Consider the following 14,794-nt stretch of genomic DNA (forward strand, 5'->3'; position numbering starts at 1 on the left):
GTACAATCGCATTTAAAGTATACATTTGTTAACGCATTTTGAAAACTTTAAATGTAGCAGTTAATTTTGGCAGGGACGAGTATAACAAAAGGTGCGTGTAAAAAATAGTTTAATGAAAGAGGATGGCCAAAAGACATGGTTGCAATTGATTTACCCTATGATAAGACCACGATTACCGCTGAAATTCCAGAAAAGAATTTCGCCGGTAAACTAGTCTCACAAGCTGCAACATATCATAACAAATTATCCGAAAGTGAAACGGTGGAACAATCACTAGATCACCCCATTGGCACGGATAAATTAGAAACTTTAGCTCAAGGAAAAAAGAATATCGTCATTATTAGTTCTGACCATACCCGGCCGGTACCGTCACACATTATGACGCCTATTTTATTACGGCGGTTACGGTCCGTTGCACCAGATGCACGGATTCGAATTTTAGTCGCAACGGGCTTCCATCGGCCATCAACCCATGAGGAATTAGTTAACAAATATGGTGCTGACATCGTCGCTAATGAAGAAATCGTGATGCATGTGTCAACCGATGATAGCAGTATGGTTCAAATCGGCCAGTTACCATCTGGTGGCGCTTGCATTATTAATAAAGTCGCCGCTGAAGCCGACTTACTAATTTCAGAAGGCTTCATTGAATCTCACTTCTTTGCCGGCTTTTCTGGTGGGCGTAAGTCAGTTTTGCCAGGGGTAGCGTCTTATAAGACCATCATGGCAAACCATTCCGGTGAATTTATTAATTCACCTAAAGCCCGGACCGGTAATTTAATGCATAATCCGATTCATAAAGATATGGTTTATGCAGCTCGGACTGCCAAGCTCGCATTTATTTTGAACGTAGTCTTAGATGAAGATAAAAAAATTATTGGCTCCTTTGCTGGTGACATGGAAGCAGCGCACAAAGTTGGTTGTGACTTTGTCAAAGAACTTTCCAGTGTCCCTAAAATTGATTCTGATATTGCAATTTCAACCAATGGTGGTTACCCCTTAGATCAAAACATTTATCAAGCGGTTAAAGGGATGACAGCCGCTGAAGCAACGAATAAAGAAGGCGGGACGATCGTGATGGTTGCCGGTGCCCGTGATGGTCACGGTGGCGAAGGTTTCTTCCATAACTTGGCTGATGTTGACGATCCGAAAGAATTCTTAGACCAGGCGATTAATACGCCACGGTTAAAGACAATTCCTGACCAATGGACGGCACAAATTTTTGCCCGCATTTTGGTGCATCATCATGTTATCTTTGTGTCAGATTTGGTTGATCCAGCATTGATTACGGGAATGCATATGGAACTTGCTAAAACCTTAGATGAAGCCATGGCTAAAGCTTATGCTCGTGAAGGAGAAAACGCCCGCGTAACGGTAGTGCCAGACGGTTTAGGTGTCATTGTAAAATAACATGACAACTGATGAAATCTTACAAGCCGTCGCTGCTGGCAATCTCAGTCCAACGGCCGCCGCACACCAATTAGAGGCCACCCAAACCGCTGATTTAGGATTTGCCAATGTTGATTTAAGTCGTCAACGGCGCAATGGTTTTCCAGAAGTCGTCTACGGTGCGGGTAAAACTGCTGCTCAAATTGTCGATATTGTCACTGCCATGACGACCACTGCAGCACCGATTCTAACAACACGGTTGTCAGCGGCGAAGTTTGCGGCTATTCAGCCGGCCTTACCAACCGCGGTGTATCATGCTACGGCGCAATGCATGACGGTTGGGGCATTAACCCCAGCGAAGTCAGCGGACTATATTGCCGTGGTGACAGCCGGAACATCAGACATGCCAGTAGCAGAAGAAGCGGTGATTACTGCCCAGACTTTTGGTAACCGGGTTGAACGGGTCTACGATGTCGGTGTGGCTGGGATTCATCGGTTATTTGCTAAGTTAGACGTGATTCGCGGTGCTAAGGTTGTCATCGTGGTTGCGGGCATGGAAGGCGCTTTAGCCAGTGTGGTTGGCGGCTTAATCGACAAACCGTTAATTGCGGTGCCGACCAGCATTGGTTATGGCACGAATTTTCAAGGCATGACCGCGCTGTTGACCATGCTAAATAGCTGTGCGTCCGGGATTACCGTGGTTAATATTGATAATGGTTTTGGCGCGGCGTATTCAGCCAGCATGATTAACCAATTATAGGATTGTTCACTTAACTGAACAGAGAGGAAAATAACATGCGAACACTCTATTTAGATGCTTTTTCCGGCATTAGCGGGGATATGTTTTTAGGGGCACTCTTGGATTTAGGCTTGGATTTTGAGGCCTTAAAAACCGAACTTGCCAAATTACCCGTGACTGGCTATACCTTAACGCATGCGCGGTTAGCTAAAAGTAGCATTTATGGTACAAGTTTTGATGTGCAAGTCGCTGGTGGCAAGGATCATGGTTTTGTGGAACATCATCATCCGGCTGCGGATCACCATCATCATGGTGCAGCCCGTCATTTAAGCGATATTTTAGCGCTAATTGATAACAGTGCCTTATCGACCACGGTGAAAAAGCGGGCGCAAGCTATTTTTACTGAAATTGCGCAGGCTGAAGCGACTGTTCATCAAATGCCACTTGCCGAGGTTCATTTTCATGAAGTCGGGGCATTAGATTCGATTGTGGATATCGTCGGTTGTTGTGTGGCCTTGGAATTGATGAAAATCGACCAGCTAATTGCGTCACCATTAAGTGATGGTAGCGGGTTTATCCAAGTAGCACATGGGCAGATGCCTGTACCAGTACCTGCAGTGATGCAGATGCGTGTCGGTACGCAGATTCCAATTCACCAACGGTTAGATGTGCAAACGGAATTGATTACGCCGACCGGGATGGGCTTGGTTAAAACTTTAGTGCATGAATTTGGGCCATTGCCCGCCGATCAGACGCCACTCAAAGTTGGCTATGGTTTTGGACAACGGGATACTGGTGGCTTCAATGCATTACGTGCAGTTTTATTCGAAAAAAAAAACTAAGTCATCAATTGGTTGATCAGACAGCGGATGCTGTGGTCTTGATTGAAGCGAATTTGGATGATCAAACAGGGGAAAGTTTAGGTTATGCGATGGCGGAGCTTTTGGCAGCCGGCGCTTATGACGTCTACTTTACTCCCATTCAGATGAAGAAAAATCGACCTGCTACGAAGTTGTCGGTATTAGGTCAGCCGCGTGATCGTGAAAAACTAACTAAAATTATTTTAACGGCCACTAGCACGATGGGCGTGCGTTATCAGACTTGGCAACGGACCATTATGCGGCGGCGGTTTACAAGCGTTGAAACACCATACGGACTCGTGCAAATCAAAATCGCAACGTATGACGACCTTGAAAAGCGGACGCCAGAATATGCGGACTGTGCACATTTAGCGCAGCGTTACCATATTCCGTTTATGACCGTTTACCAAGCTGCCTTAGTGGCCGCAACTGATTTGAAGCAGGAGGAATGAGTTTTGTTACATCAATTAATTGCCGAATTTATGGGCACCGCCTTGATGATTATTTTTGGGGTCGGCGTGCACTGTAGTACGGTGCTCAAAGGAACCAAATATCGTGGTTCTGGTCATATTTTTGCAATCACTACATGGGGATTTGGGATTACGATTGCCTTATTTATTTTTGGCAATGTTTGTATTAATCCGGCCATGGTTTTGGCCCAATGTTTATTAGGCAATTTGGCTTGGAGTCGGTTCATTCCTTATTCCATCGCCGAAGTTTTAGGTGGGGTCGTTGGTTCTGTCATCGTGTGGATTATGTATGCGGATCATTTCAAAGCATCGGCCGATGAAATTTCACCGATTACGATTCGAAATTTATTTTGTACGTCACCAGCCGTACGGAACTTACCGCGGAACTTTTTCGTCGAATTATTTGATACGTTTATTTTTATTTCAGGAATTTTAGCTATTTCGACGGTAAAGACGCCCGGGATTGTGCCAATCGGTGTGGGCTTACTAGTTTGGGCTATCGGGATGGGACTTGGGGGTCCTACCGGTTTCGCCATGAACTTAGCGCGTGATATGGGTCCCAGAATTGCGCATGCTATTTTACCTATTGCCAATAAAGCGGATAGCGACTGGCAATACGGTATTGTGGTTCCCGGGATTGCACCATTTGTCGGGGCAGCCTTGGCAGCTTGGTTTATGCATGGATTTTTTGGTATTTAATTTAAACTAAATAGAAGAGGGTCATTAGAATGACAACTTTAGCAACTAAGAAAGTAACTTTAACCAACTTATTAAAAGATTTAAAACGCGTTACCGTCGCATTTTCAGGCGGAATTGACAGTACCTTAGTTTTAAAAATGGCTTTAAACACATTGGGCGCTGAAAACGTCACAGCCGTTGTTGCTAATTCAGAATTATTTACGGACGAAGAATTTGAAAAGGCTGTTAGCTTGGCACAAGAATTAGGTGCTACTGTTCAAACGACCACCTTGGATTATTTGAGTGATACGCATATTGAACATAACACGGCAGACAGCTGGTACTATGCAAAGAAAATGTTCTATGATCGTTTGACCGCTTTAGCTGCTGAAAATGGGAGTGCCACTGTTCTTGATGGTATGATCAAAAACGATGAACAAGATTATCGTCCTGGTTTGAAGGCACGGACCGAAGCCGGTGCTCGTAGCTTGTTACAAGAAGCAGACTTTTACAAGGTAGATGTTCGGGCCTTGGCACAAGAACTTGGCTTAACAAACTGGAATAAAGTTGCCTCATGTTCCGTTTCTTCACGGTTCCCTTATGGCACCACGTTGACGCATGCTAACGTCAAACAAGTCATGGCAGCAGAAAAATACTTGCGTAGCTTAGGCTTCCCAACGGTTCGGGTTCGTTATCATGATGATATTGCTCGGATTGAATTACCAGAAGCTCGGATTGGGGATTTCTTGGTCTTCAATGACCGTGTTAATCGGCAATTACAATCATTAGGTTTCCGATATGTTACCTTAGATTTAGGTGGCTTCCGGAGTGGTCATATGAATGATACGTTGACTAAGCAACAATTAGCGACGTTTGCAACTCAAAACTAAATAATTAATGCACTTAGAAGCGTTTGGCTGAAAGGTCAAACGCTTTTTTGCTGTCCAAAATTCCTTGTGGTTAGTCGGGTTTATTTAATTAATAAACGACGCAATAATCACATAAAAAAATTAGTCGCTTATTATTAAACCTCAACGTGATTATATTGTTTTTACTTTAAAATTATAATTGAATATTAATTTCCTATCAATTGGAAAAAGTTCAAATGAGAAGTAGTGGGGCGAAATAATGGCGGAAAATAATAATAAAATAACGCTAACGGCGTTAGTTATGATGATCTTTACCACAGTTTTTGGCTTTGCCAATAGTACAGTGGCATTTTACTTGATGGGCTATGCGTCAATCTTGTTCTATCTGTTAGCAGCGGTACTCTTTTTCATTCCGTTTGCGATGATGATGGCGGAATATGGTGCGGCGATTAAGTCAGATAGCAGTGGGATGTATAAGTGGCTGGAAGTGAGTGTCAACGCACGTTTTGCGTTTGTTGGTACTTTTATGTGGTTTGCTTCTTATATCATTTGGTTGGTTTCGACGTCAGCGAAAGTTTGGATTCCCTTTACCACGATGTTTTTTGGGAGTGACCAAACGCAAAAATTTGCGTTTTTAGGCTTGAACGCCACCCAAGTAATTGGGTTACTATCCTGTTTGTGGATGGTCATTGTGACATTAGTATCCATCAAAGGGGTCAAAGGAATTGTGCGGGTTACGAGTTTAGGGGGCTTAGCGGTCACCAGCTTGAATGCGATTTTATTGGTTGTTTCAGGAGTCATTTTGGCCTTGAATCATGGCCATTTTGCACAACCAATGACGCATCTGTTGGATTCGCCTAATCCAGGTTATCAGCAGCCGGTGGGATTGATGAGTTTTGCAGTGTTTGCCATCTTCGCTTATGGCGGACTGGAAGTTCTTGGTGGCATGGTCGATAAGACGAAAAATCCAGAAAAGACCTTCCCCCGCGGTATTATTATTTCGGCCATCGTGATTACACTTGGCTATGCGTTGGGGATTTTATGTTGGGGGATTAGTACGAATTGGCAAGCCGTCTTAGCTAACCCAACGACGAATATGGGGAATATTAGTTACGTGATGATGCGTAATTTAGGGCTAGTCTTAGGGCAGTCATTAGGGTTGAGCCAAGCGACGAGTAATTTAATCGGGTTGTGGTTTGCCCGCTATACCGGATTAGGGATGTTCTTGGCTTATTCGGGAGCGTTCTTTACGCTAACTTATTCACCACTAAAAACCTTGATTCTGGGGACGCCCAAGTCGTTATGGCCAAAAAAGTTTACTAAATTAAACGAAAATAAGATGCCTAGCTATGCCATGATGGTGCAATGTGCGATTGTTATTGTCATTATTTTGGTGGCTTCCTTTGCAACGAGTGATGCATCGGCCTTTTATAATGTTTTAACGTTGATGGCCAATGTTTCGATGACTTTGCCATACTTATTCTTGCTCTATGCTTTTCCAAAGTTCAAGCAAAATCGAGCGATTCAAAAACCGTTTGAAGTCTATAAATCACCACGATTAACGGTGCTGATTAGTTGGGTTGTGTTTGTCGTCGTCTTAGGTGCGAATATCTTCACGTTGATTCAACCGGTTCTAGCTACGGGGAACTTTAAGAACACGTTTTGGATGTTAGTTGGGCCAGTCTTGTTTGGTCTGATTGGGATAATCTGGTATCAAGTACATGTTCACCGCACGACTCGTTAAAATTAATCCAAACATACGTTCCCTTATGAGCTGAAAAGGGGTATAATAAAAGTTATCAATTAGTAGGAAAGGTGATTTTATCATGGAGATTTCTGCCTTACAACAAGTCGTTAAAACGAGTAACAAAATTGCGTTAAGTACAGCGTTGGATCATCAAGCTGATGTTAAAATCGTTAATTTTATTTGGTTAGCTGAGCAGCCCGACCGCTTGTTTTTTTCATCGGTTAAAGATAGTTCGGCGCTAGCTATTTATGCGCAAAACCCTGACCTAGCGTTCATCTCGGTCCCAAAGGATGGGACACCCGGTAATCCTTATATGCGGGCGCAACATGTGCAGTTGCGGCCCTCTAAGAAGACGATGACCGAGTTATTGCCGAGTTACCTGGCAACGGTCCCAAATTATCAAAAAGTTTGGGATTTAATCGGGTCTAAGTTAGTCGTCTTTGAACTCGTGCTTAAAGATGTCTATGTTGATCCGGGACTCGGACAACCCAAAGGAACGTTACATTTCAAGTAATACGTTAAACGAATTGGCTGATAAATAAAATAAGTATGCGCTGAATGACCGATTGAGTTGGGTTCAGCGCATTTTTTTGCGCCCAGTTTAAGAACTAAAAGCAGTATGGTTTCCGCCAACGAGGGGCACCATACTGCTTTTTAGCTAAATATATTAAGAATATAGGCGTTACCTGCTGGTCGTTGTAACCCTTTTTTTCGCGCGCTACTGAACGATATCAAACCAATCACCCGAATTTTGCAATAATTGCCATAATTTATCAGGTAATTTCATATTGGCTAATTGAGAGATGTGCAATTGTTTCTCGATATCGGCGGTTGCGCCAGTTTTAACTTTCTCAGCCCAATCAGGATTGATAATTAGGCCATGTGCGATTGCGGCCAAATCTAACCCGGCGTTTAAGGCTTGCTCGGCCTGCTCTGGTGTATCTAATGACCCAGCAGAAATCAATGGGACCCGCTGATCGATGTGTTGAGCTAATATGTCGAGATAGGTCGGTCCTGTTTTTGAATTGCCAATTGGTTTAGAAGTTAATACATTGTTCAATGTGACATGAACATAATCAATATCGTGGTTAATCAGCTCATCGATTAAGGCCAATGAATCATGTAACCGTAAGCCACCATCGAGATGTTCTTCAAGTGTAATCCGGTACCCTAAAATAAAGGGGTGTTTGGCATAACGTGCAATGACCGCTTTTATTTCATCAACGACAGCTAAGGCAAACCGCATTCGATTTGTAAGGGACCCACCCCATTGATCATGCCGTTTGTTATAGTATGGCGAGAGAAAGTTTTGGAATAAGAAGCCAAATGCCCCATGTAATTCGACGCCATCAAATCCAGCAGCGATTGCTCTTCTAGTCGTTTCACCAAATGCTTTGATGATAACCAAGATTTCTTTTTCAGTTAACGCTCGTGGACTCAAGGCTTTGACAAAAGTACTTTCTTTGGTTGTGATTGTACTTGAACTGACGACATCTTGAGGGTCCACTAAGTCGGTATTAGCCTTATTACCTGCATGTAGCAGTTGCAGGATTGCTTTGGCGCCACCACTCTTAGCAACGTCGGCTAGCCGTGAAAAACTTGGAATAAACTTGTCATCATAGCCAGCAAATTCGTCACTGAAGCCAATTGCATTTGCGGCGACGGGGGTTGATCCAGTGATGACTAGTCCTAAGCCGTTAACTCGACGACGATAATAAGCAATCTCTTGATCAGAGACTGTGCCATCAGCATTGCCAGACCAGGTCGTCATTGGTGCCATGACCATCCGGTTATTTAGAGTCAGGCCGTTCTTAAAAGTAAAAGGAGAAGTGCTCTTCGTATAGTTATTGTTTGTCATTGATAACGCTTCTTTCATATCAGTTGAATTTTCGAGGAAATTTATTTCGGTTGCGGAATTTTAAACTGTGACATCCGCCAAAGCTCCTCAACATGATCAGCATCCATTTCGCCAGTTTTGAACTTGGCGGTGTGGTCTTCAAAGGTATCGATCTTATGTTGTAGGAGGGCTTGAGTTCGTTTCATTTCGGCCAATTTTCGATTGAGGTCTGTCAATTGTTCTTGCAAAATGGCTTTTTGCGCGGGCTCATTTTCGCCACGTTGGTTCAATGTGGCAAATTCAATTAATGCTGCCATTGACAAGCCAGCATCTTTTAAACACTTGACCAAAAATAACCAGTTTAAATCATTGGGACGGTAATCGCGATACCCATTTTGGTCACGCTTGATTGGTGGAATTACACCAATATTTTCGTAATAACGTAGGGTGTCAGTTGAGAAACCAATTAAGTTTGAAACTTCTTTTCTATTCATGGAAATTTGCCGGCTTTCCTAATTGATGGTTGTAGTATAAACCTGGGACCTAACTCCCAAGCAAGTGAAAGGTTTAAAGTCTTGTTTAAATTAGTCGTTTACTTTGGTTACTAAAAAAGAGCTTGGGCGTTTAGGCCCAAACTCTTGGTCGTGATTAGAGACGACTGTTATAAATTAAGAAACTAATATAGCATTGATCACCATCGGGTAAATCATAACCAGTGTTGAGGTTACTACCGTCATTTTCATGTAAAACGACGAATTCACCAGAACCGTAATCTTGATCATTTAAATATTGAACGAGTAGTTCGTCACATTCAGCTAAAGTTTTACCAGTAACGACGCGGCGATTCCACCCACGATGAACGGCACCATTCGGGTTAATCAAATTCTCCAACTCCTTATTATATAAAGTCATCAATCGCACTATTGACGAAAAATCGTGATAATAGTGTCACTTTGATGGACAGTGTTGAATCTGTTTGACAACTAAGGCTACTAGCCCTAGTTAATCATAGCAAAGTTTAGCTCAGTTAACCAGTTGACGGTAACGCTTACAACCAGTACACTGAAAATATATACACTAGGGGTGTCCATGACTGGGCTGAGACAGTGCCGATGCGCTGATCCCTTTGAACCTGTAAGTTCAGACTTGCGTAGGGAAAGTGTCATAGCTAATGAAGTAATAGCTAGCGGTCCCGGGTTCAATGAAAGTTGAAGCGGCCGCTTTTTTTGCGTGGCCGTGAGTAACGTTATCTGTAAGGGGGAACCGAAATGGATTTAACTTTATTAGCAAAGCTCCGACAACAAAACCCAGTGGTCCTTAATTTAGCGAACTGGGTGACCGCGCAGGCGGTAGCGAATGGATTGAATGCTGTCGGTGCGTCGCCAATTATGTCGGCGGAAGTGCAAGAAGCAGCGGCGGTCGTCAAGATTGCGGGCGCTGTTTGTTTTAATCTAGGGACGGTGACCACGTCACAAGTTGAACAGATGCAGGTGGTGGGGCGTTTCGCTAATGCGCAGCAGAAGCCCATTGTATTGGATCCAGTTGCGGTTGGTGCCGTGCCTTATCGACGCCAAGTGGCGCTCGGGTTATTGACAACTTGCCAAGTTGCGGTTATTCGTGGGAATGCAGGCGAAATTGCGGCTTTAGCGGATTTTGACTGGCAAGCTAACGGCATCGACGCTGGCACTGGTACTGGTGATCTAGTTAAGATTGCGCAGGCCTGCGCCCAAAAATATCACTGCGTCGTCTTGTTATCGGGACCAACGGATATCATTACGGATGGTCACCGAGTCATTCAACTCACCAATGGAACCTCGTTATTTCAATTACAAGTGGGGGCGGGCGACCTGTTATCAAGTCTAGTTGCGGCCATGCTGGCCGTCAGTCCAACGGCGGTTTTTGAGGCAACACAAGTGGCTAGTGCAGTGTTAGCAACGACAGGGGAATGGGTTGCTAATCAACTCGTTTCTGAGCGTCCCGGTTCATTTGGGACGGCCTTAATTGATAAGTTACATTTAGTGACAGCAGCTGAGATTCAAGCTATTTTGACGATTAAAGGAGCAGATAACTAATGGCAGATTTTCCACAAGCTTTGACGATTGCTGGGACGGATAGCGGTGGTGGTGCCGGAATGATGGCAGATTTAAAGACGATGCAAGCGCGACAAGTTTTTGGTGCGGGCGTAGTGGTCGCCGTTACGGCGCAAAATACTTTGGGCGTGCAGGACTTTATGGCCTTACCGCCACATTTGATTGATGAACAGTTTGCTTCATTAGCGGCGGATTTGACGATTCGAGCCTGTAAGACCGGGATGCTGGCGGATGCGACCCATGTTAAAGCTGTCGTGCGCAATCTAAAACGGTACGACTTTGGCCCGTTAGTGGTCGATCCAGTGATGATTGCCAAAGGTGGGGCGTCATTATTAGCGGCTGATGCCATTCAAGTGGTGCGTTCTGAGCTAGTCCCGTTGGCAACTTTGATCACGCCGAATTTGCCAGAAGCTGAACAACTGACTGGATTAACAATTACCGATACAGTTGGGATGGTAGCGGCGGGTAACGCATTACAAAAATTAGGCGCTAAAAATGTCATGATTAAAGGCGGACATCAAACTGATGCTGTATGCGCCCGTGACTTCGTATTATTGGCAGATGGAACGGCTTTTTGGCTAACAGCTCCTCGGACTGTAACGCAACGTACTCATGGGACCGGAGATACATTATCAGCTTGTATCACAGCTGAACTGGCGAAAGGACAGCCGTTGCGAGCAGCAATTAAAACGGGCAAGGCGGTGGTGACAGCAGCCATTGCGGCCACGATTCAAGTCGGGCACGGTCATGGGCCTTTAAACCATTGGGCGAGTCCCAGTCTGGCGGTGACTGAAGATGATGCTTGATTTTGAGCCAGCACAGTTACGGGCTTATTTTGTGGCAGGCACGCAAGATGTCCCCGGTCAGGATTTACGGCAGGTCTTACAACAAGCTGTGGCTGCTGGGATTACGGCGTTTCAGTATCGCGATAAAGGCACAAGTCAATTAACCCCGCAGCAGCGTTACGAGTTAGGCCAATCATTACGTGCTGCTTGTGCGCAGGCGCAAATCCCATTTATCGTGGATGATGATATTGATTTAGCGTTGGCATTAAAGGCCGATGGTGTGCACGTCGGTCAAAGTGATGGTCAGGTGCAGCAAGTGTTACAACGTGCCGCCGATAATTTATTTGTCGGACTATCCTGTGCCAATCTGACAGAAGTTCACGCAGCTAATCAGCTTTCAGGGTTGGCCTACTTGGGCAGTGGTCCAATCTTTCCAACAACGTCGAAACGTGATGCTGCCCCAGCAATTGGCTTAGCTGGATTAACCCAATTAGTCCAAGCGACAACGCGGCCAATTGTGGCAATTGGTGGAATTACAGTGGCTCAATTACCAGCCATCATAGCTGCCGGTGCTGCGGGCTCAGCCGTTATTTCGTTGCTAACGCACAGTCCCAATTATCAAGCGACCGTCCAAGCGATGTTAGCAGCAACGCGTTAAAAATCAGGATTTAATTTCCCGGGAAATAAACGCCTTAATTAACACTACTAGTCGTAATTGTTGGGGTGCTAACTTATTAGTTGACATTCGAATTGATTAAACCTAATCTATAATTAATCGAATCATCATTTTTCTTTAATTAAAGAGTTAATGGTAGTTTAGGGTGGCGTCATGAAAACCAATCCCCTGTGGACCTGTGATGGTGTACAGGGGATTTTTATGGCGTCGATAGAGAGGAGTTTATAAAACGAATGGTTAAACCAATTATTGGTATTGCACCGGGAGTTTTAACGGTGAATAGTCAGATGTTTCCCGGGCGACAACGCGATTATGTGAACCGCGATTATTTAAAATCAGTGACTGATAATGGTGGCATCCCACTGGTCTTGCCGGTGACGACGGATGTAGCCACCATGCAACGATACGTTCAGTTGATAGATGGGTTACTACTGTGCGGTGGTCAAGATATTGATCCGCTTACTTATGGTGAAGAACCGTTAGCTGAGCTAGGGGCAATTGATCCGCAACGTGACCAGTATGAACGGGCGTTAGTCGCCATAGTCCATGCGGCGCATAAGCCTATTCTGGGGATTTGTCGTGGCTTACAACTGCTGAATACGTTATATGGTGGGACGTTGTATCAAGATATTACCGACATGCCAGCTGGCGAGGGAACCCTGAAACATATGCAGGCGCAATTACCCGCATATGGCATGCATCATATTCAGGTTGAAGCAACGTCGCAATTAGCAACGTATCTAGGTCAAACATCGTTAACGGTTAATTCGTTTCATCATCAGACATTGCATCGGATTGCACCAGGTTTTCAAGTGGTTGCGACTGCTCCGGACCACGTTGTCGAAGCGATTGAGGCGACTGCTGGCGGTATGCAGTTGGGTGTGCAATGGCATCCAGAAATGATGCAAACTGACAATCCAGTGATGGCCCAATTGTTTGCTAAATTTATTAACACAAGTACAGTAACAAATTAAATTCTAGGTGGGGAGTTAGTTCGATGAAAATAAATAAAAAAGGGTTAATTGGGCTGGGCGTAGTGGTATTGGGAATTGGCCTAGCCAGTTGTACCACTAACTCACCGCAAACTAAAACGAGTTCAGCAGCCTTAAAGGTAACTGCGTCGCAGGCGATTGCCACGGCTGATCCGAATAAAGCCGATGACATTGCGAGTCAAGCTGCAATTGCCCAATTTATGGAGGGGTTATACACGACTAATGCGCACGGCAAAATCGTACCGGCGATTGCGACTAAGCTGGTCAAGCCGACGAATGGTGGTAAAACGTACACTTTCACGTTACGCCATAATGCCAGGTGGTCAAATGGACAAAAGGTGACGGCAGCTGATTTTGTGTACGCCTTGCAACGCCAAGTTAATCCCACGACGAAATCTCAGGAAGTCGGTCACGTGGCCGAAATTAAGAACGCAACTGCGATTATGGCTGGCAAAAAGTCGGTTAAAGCTTTAGGGGTTAAAGCCTTAGGTCGCTATCGACTGCAATTAACCTTAACGCAAAAAGTGCCGTATTTTAATTACCGGTTAGCGACTGAAATCTATCCGTTAAAGCGGACATTTACTGAAAAGTACGGCAATAAATATGGCACGACGGCTAGTAAGACACTCGCAAATGGCCCTTACGTGTTAACGGCTTGGAATGGCACGAGTGATACGTGGCAATATACTAAAAATCCCTATTATTATGCGCGACAAGGTGTCCGGATTAAGACGGTGAAAGTGCAAACGGTTAAAACTAATAGTACGGCCCAAAACTTATTTGAAAGTAATGGGGTGCAAGTAACTCAGCTGACTGGGACGCAGGTTGAAAATGCGCAACGCGGGCAATTGAAGACTAATTTGACGATTACGAAATTAAACCAGCTTTACTTTATGCCTTGGAATCAACGTCGCACGGTGACCAAAAATGTGGATTTGCGGCGAGCGGTTAGTTATGCTTTGAACCGCCAATCATTAGTTAAAAATGTTTTAAAGGATGGCTCGACCGCGGCGACCTCCTTAGTTCCAACGGGGAACACGACTAATCCAACGACCGGGAAAGACTTCAATGTGGATACGGGAAACTTATACCCCTACAGTCCTACCAAAGCTAAAGCTTATTGGAAAAAGGCGCAAGCTAGCCTAGGTCATCAAAAAATAACGTTGCAATTGTTAACTAATGATAGTGATGTGAATAAATCGGTCGCCGAGTTCATTCAGGCGGCCATCGAGAAAAATTTGGCCGGTGTGACGGTTAACATCAAGTCGGTACCGTTGACGAATGAAATCTCGAGCTTGAGTAATGGTGATTTTGATTTTGCGACGTTATCGTGGTCGAGTGATTTTCAAGATCCAATTGATTTCTTGAATAAGGCTTCCGTGACTAATTCAGTTGATTTTGGAAAGTTCAAGTTACCAGCTTATGAAGCGCAAATCGCACAACTGGCGGCTGGTACTCAAAGTACAACGCAACGGTATCAAACGATGCAGCAAGCCGCTAAATTAGTTGCGACTGAACAAGGTGTCACGCCATTGTATCAAACTGCGGCTGCTCATTTGGTTAGTGATAAGGTCGGGGGCATTCATTTTACGTTGTTACGAGATGCCTTGTATCGTTATGCTTATTGGAAATAACGGCTTTTAGCAGTGAGTTCTGCCAGCG

At 44.6% G+C, this 14,794-nt stretch carries 16 protein-coding genes and 1 riboswitch; of the genes, 13 read left to right on the forward strand and 3 right to left on the reverse strand.

The genetic code is table 11. The annotated features are described in order from the left end of the window. Positions 1 to 135 precede the first annotated feature (135 nt). The 8 genes from larA to C5Z26_RS08485 all read left to right on the forward strand — a co-directional run bounded on the left by larA (position 136) and on the right by C5Z26_RS08485 (position 7,266). Positions 136 to 1,410, forward strand: coding sequence for a nickel-dependent lactate racemase (larA, locus tag C5Z26_RS08450; RefSeq protein WP_105449528.1), 1,275 nt, complete (start codon positions 136 to 138; stop codon positions 1,408 to 1,410). 1 nt (position 1,411) lies between these two features. Continuing rightward, a complete protein-coding gene (gene larB / locus C5Z26_RS08455) occupies positions 1,412 to 2,149 on the forward strand; it encodes a nickel pincer cofactor biosynthesis protein LarB (RefSeq protein WP_105449529.1) in 738 nt (245 codons plus the stop codon). A 35-nt stretch (positions 2,150 to 2,184) separates the two neighbouring features. Further along, positions 2,185 to 2,970 carry a nickel pincer cofactor biosynthesis protein LarC gene (gene larC / locus C5Z26_RS12735; protein ID WP_105449530.1) on the forward strand — a complete coding sequence of 262 codons (786 nt, stop codon included), beginning with the start codon at positions 2,185 to 2,187 and terminating at the stop codon, positions 2,968 to 2,970. Positions 2,971 to 2,978: 8 nt separating this feature from the next. After that, positions 2,979 to 3,440: a nickel pincer cofactor biosynthesis protein LarC2 gene (gene larC2 / locus C5Z26_RS12740; RefSeq protein ID WP_199774962.1), complete on the forward strand. Its 462-nt coding sequence runs from the start codon at positions 2,979 to 2,981 to the stop codon at positions 3,438 to 3,440. Between the two features lie 3 nt (positions 3,441 to 3,443). Continuing rightward, complete coding sequence (larD, locus tag C5Z26_RS08470; RefSeq protein WP_105449531.1) at positions 3,444 to 4,157, forward strand: D/L-lactic acid transporter LarD; 714 nt, start codon at positions 3,444 to 3,446, stop codon at positions 4,155 to 4,157. 29 nt (positions 4,158 to 4,186) lie between these two features. Continuing rightward, the gene (larE, locus tag C5Z26_RS08475; RefSeq protein ID WP_105449532.1) at positions 4,187 to 5,026 is read left to right on the forward strand and encodes an ATP-dependent sacrificial sulfur transferase LarE; all 840 of its coding nucleotides are present in this window, start codon (positions 4,187 to 4,189) and stop codon (positions 5,024 to 5,026) included. A 238-nt stretch (positions 5,027 to 5,264) separates the two neighbouring features. Next, a complete protein-coding gene (yjeM, locus tag C5Z26_RS08480; protein ID WP_370447969.1) occupies positions 5,265 to 6,749 on the forward strand; it encodes a glutamate/gamma-aminobutyrate family transporter YjeM in 1,485 nt (494 codons plus the stop codon). Between the two features lie 82 nt (positions 6,750 to 6,831). After that, the gene (locus tag C5Z26_RS08485; protein ID WP_105449534.1) at positions 6,832 to 7,266 is read left to right on the forward strand and encodes a pyridoxamine 5'-phosphate oxidase; all 435 of its coding nucleotides are present in this window, start codon (positions 6,832 to 6,834) and stop codon (positions 7,264 to 7,266) included. Between the two features lie 204 nt (positions 7,267 to 7,470). On the opposite strand, the gene C5Z26_RS08490 is transcribed toward C5Z26_RS08485, so the two are convergent. From C5Z26_RS08490 to C5Z26_RS08500, 3 genes are all read right to left on the reverse strand, one after another. Then, complete coding sequence (locus C5Z26_RS08490) at positions 7,471 to 8,610, reverse strand: NADH-dependent flavin oxidoreductase (protein ID WP_105449535.1); 1,140 nt, start codon at positions 8,608 to 8,610, stop codon at positions 7,471 to 7,473. 41 nt (positions 8,611 to 8,651) lie between these two features. Then, entirely contained in the window at positions 8,652 to 9,083 is a 432-nt protein-coding gene (locus tag C5Z26_RS08495) for a MerR family transcriptional regulator (protein WP_105449536.1), read from the reverse strand. A gap of 154 nt (positions 9,084 to 9,237) precedes the next feature. Then, entirely contained in the window at positions 9,238 to 9,471 is a 234-nt protein-coding gene (locus C5Z26_RS08500) for a hypothetical protein (RefSeq protein ID WP_105449537.1), read from the reverse strand. 187 nt (positions 9,472 to 9,658) lie between these two features. Continuing rightward, positions 9,659 to 9,764, forward strand: a riboswitch (TPP riboswitch). A gap of 93 nt (positions 9,765 to 9,857) precedes the next feature. Between C5Z26_RS08500 and thiM the strand changes: the two genes are divergently transcribed. The 5 genes from thiM to C5Z26_RS08525 all read left to right on the forward strand — a co-directional run bounded on the left by thiM (position 9,858) and on the right by C5Z26_RS08525 (position 14,766). Beyond that, complete coding sequence (gene thiM, locus C5Z26_RS08505; protein ID WP_105449538.1) at positions 9,858 to 10,661, forward strand: hydroxyethylthiazole kinase; 804 nt, start codon at positions 9,858 to 9,860, stop codon at positions 10,659 to 10,661. Further along, positions 10,661 to 11,485 (forward strand): bifunctional hydroxymethylpyrimidine kinase/phosphomethylpyrimidine kinase, encoded by an 825-nt coding sequence (thiD, locus tag C5Z26_RS08510; protein WP_105449539.1) that lies wholly within the window; start codon positions 10,661 to 10,663, stop codon positions 11,483 to 11,485. The genes thiM and thiD overlap by 1 nt, the downstream gene beginning before the upstream one ends. Further along, positions 11,475 to 12,122, forward strand: a complete 648-nt coding sequence (gene thiE, locus C5Z26_RS08515) for a thiamine phosphate synthase (protein ID WP_105449540.1) — start codon at positions 11,475 to 11,477, stop codon at positions 12,120 to 12,122. The genes thiD and thiE overlap by 11 nt, the downstream gene beginning before the upstream one ends. Positions 12,123 to 12,373: 251 nt before the next feature. Next, positions 12,374 to 13,114: a gamma-glutamyl-gamma-aminobutyrate hydrolase family protein gene (locus C5Z26_RS08520; protein WP_105449541.1), complete on the forward strand. Its 741-nt coding sequence runs from the start codon at positions 12,374 to 12,376 to the stop codon at positions 13,112 to 13,114. Between the two features lie 23 nt (positions 13,115 to 13,137). Continuing rightward, on the forward strand, positions 13,138 to 14,766 hold the full coding sequence (locus C5Z26_RS08525; protein ID WP_105449542.1) for a peptide ABC transporter substrate-binding protein: 1,629 nt from the start codon (positions 13,138 to 13,140) through the stop codon (positions 14,764 to 14,766). Positions 14,767 to 14,794: the final 28 nt, after the last annotated feature.

The sequence above is a fragment of the Lactobacillus sp. CBA3606 genome (assembly GCF_002970935.1).
Lineage (GTDB): Bacteria > Bacillota > Bacilli > Lactobacillales > Lactobacillaceae > Lactiplantibacillus.

Excerpts from the sequence above, each read along its gene's own strand:
- C5Z26_RS08520 (WP_105449541.1), top strand. The coding sequence starts at position 12,374 with ATGGTTAAACCAATTATTGGTATTGCACCGGGAGTTTTAACGGTGAAT.
- larA (WP_105449528.1), top strand. The coding sequence starts at position 136 with ATGGTTGCAATTGATTTACCCTATGATAAGACCACGATTACCGCTGAA.
- larC (WP_105449530.1), top strand. The coding sequence starts at position 2,185 with ATGCGAACACTCTATTTAGATGCTTTTTCCGGCATTAGCGGGGATATG.
- thiD (WP_105449539.1), top strand. The coding sequence starts at position 10,661 with ATGGCAGATTTTCCACAAGCTTTGACGATTGCTGGGACGGATAGCGGT.
- C5Z26_RS08490 (WP_105449535.1), bottom strand. The coding sequence starts at position 8,610 with ATGACAAACAATAACTATACGAAGAGCACTTCTCCTTTTACTTTTAAG.
- C5Z26_RS08495 (WP_105449536.1), bottom strand. The coding sequence starts at position 9,083 with ATGAATAGAAAAGAAGTTTCAAACTTAATTGGTTTCTCAACTGACACC.
- thiM (WP_105449538.1), top strand. The coding sequence starts at position 9,858 with ATGGATTTAACTTTATTAGCAAAGCTCCGACAACAAAACCCAGTGGTC.
- C5Z26_RS08525 (WP_105449542.1), top strand. The coding sequence starts at position 13,138 with ATGAAAATAAATAAAAAAGGGTTAATTGGGCTGGGCGTAGTGGTATTG.
- C5Z26_RS08485 (WP_105449534.1), top strand. The coding sequence starts at position 6,832 with ATGGAGATTTCTGCCTTACAACAAGTCGTTAAAACGAGTAACAAAATT.
- larB (WP_105449529.1), top strand. The coding sequence starts at position 1,412 with ATGACAACTGATGAAATCTTACAAGCCGTCGCTGCTGGCAATCTCAGT.
- larE (WP_105449532.1), top strand. The coding sequence starts at position 4,187 with ATGACAACTTTAGCAACTAAGAAAGTAACTTTAACCAACTTATTAAAA.
- thiE (WP_105449540.1), top strand. The coding sequence starts at position 11,475 with ATGATGCTTGATTTTGAGCCAGCACAGTTACGGGCTTATTTTGTGGCA.
- yjeM (WP_370447969.1), top strand. The coding sequence starts at position 5,265 with ATGGCGGAAAATAATAATAAAATAACGCTAACGGCGTTAGTTATGATG.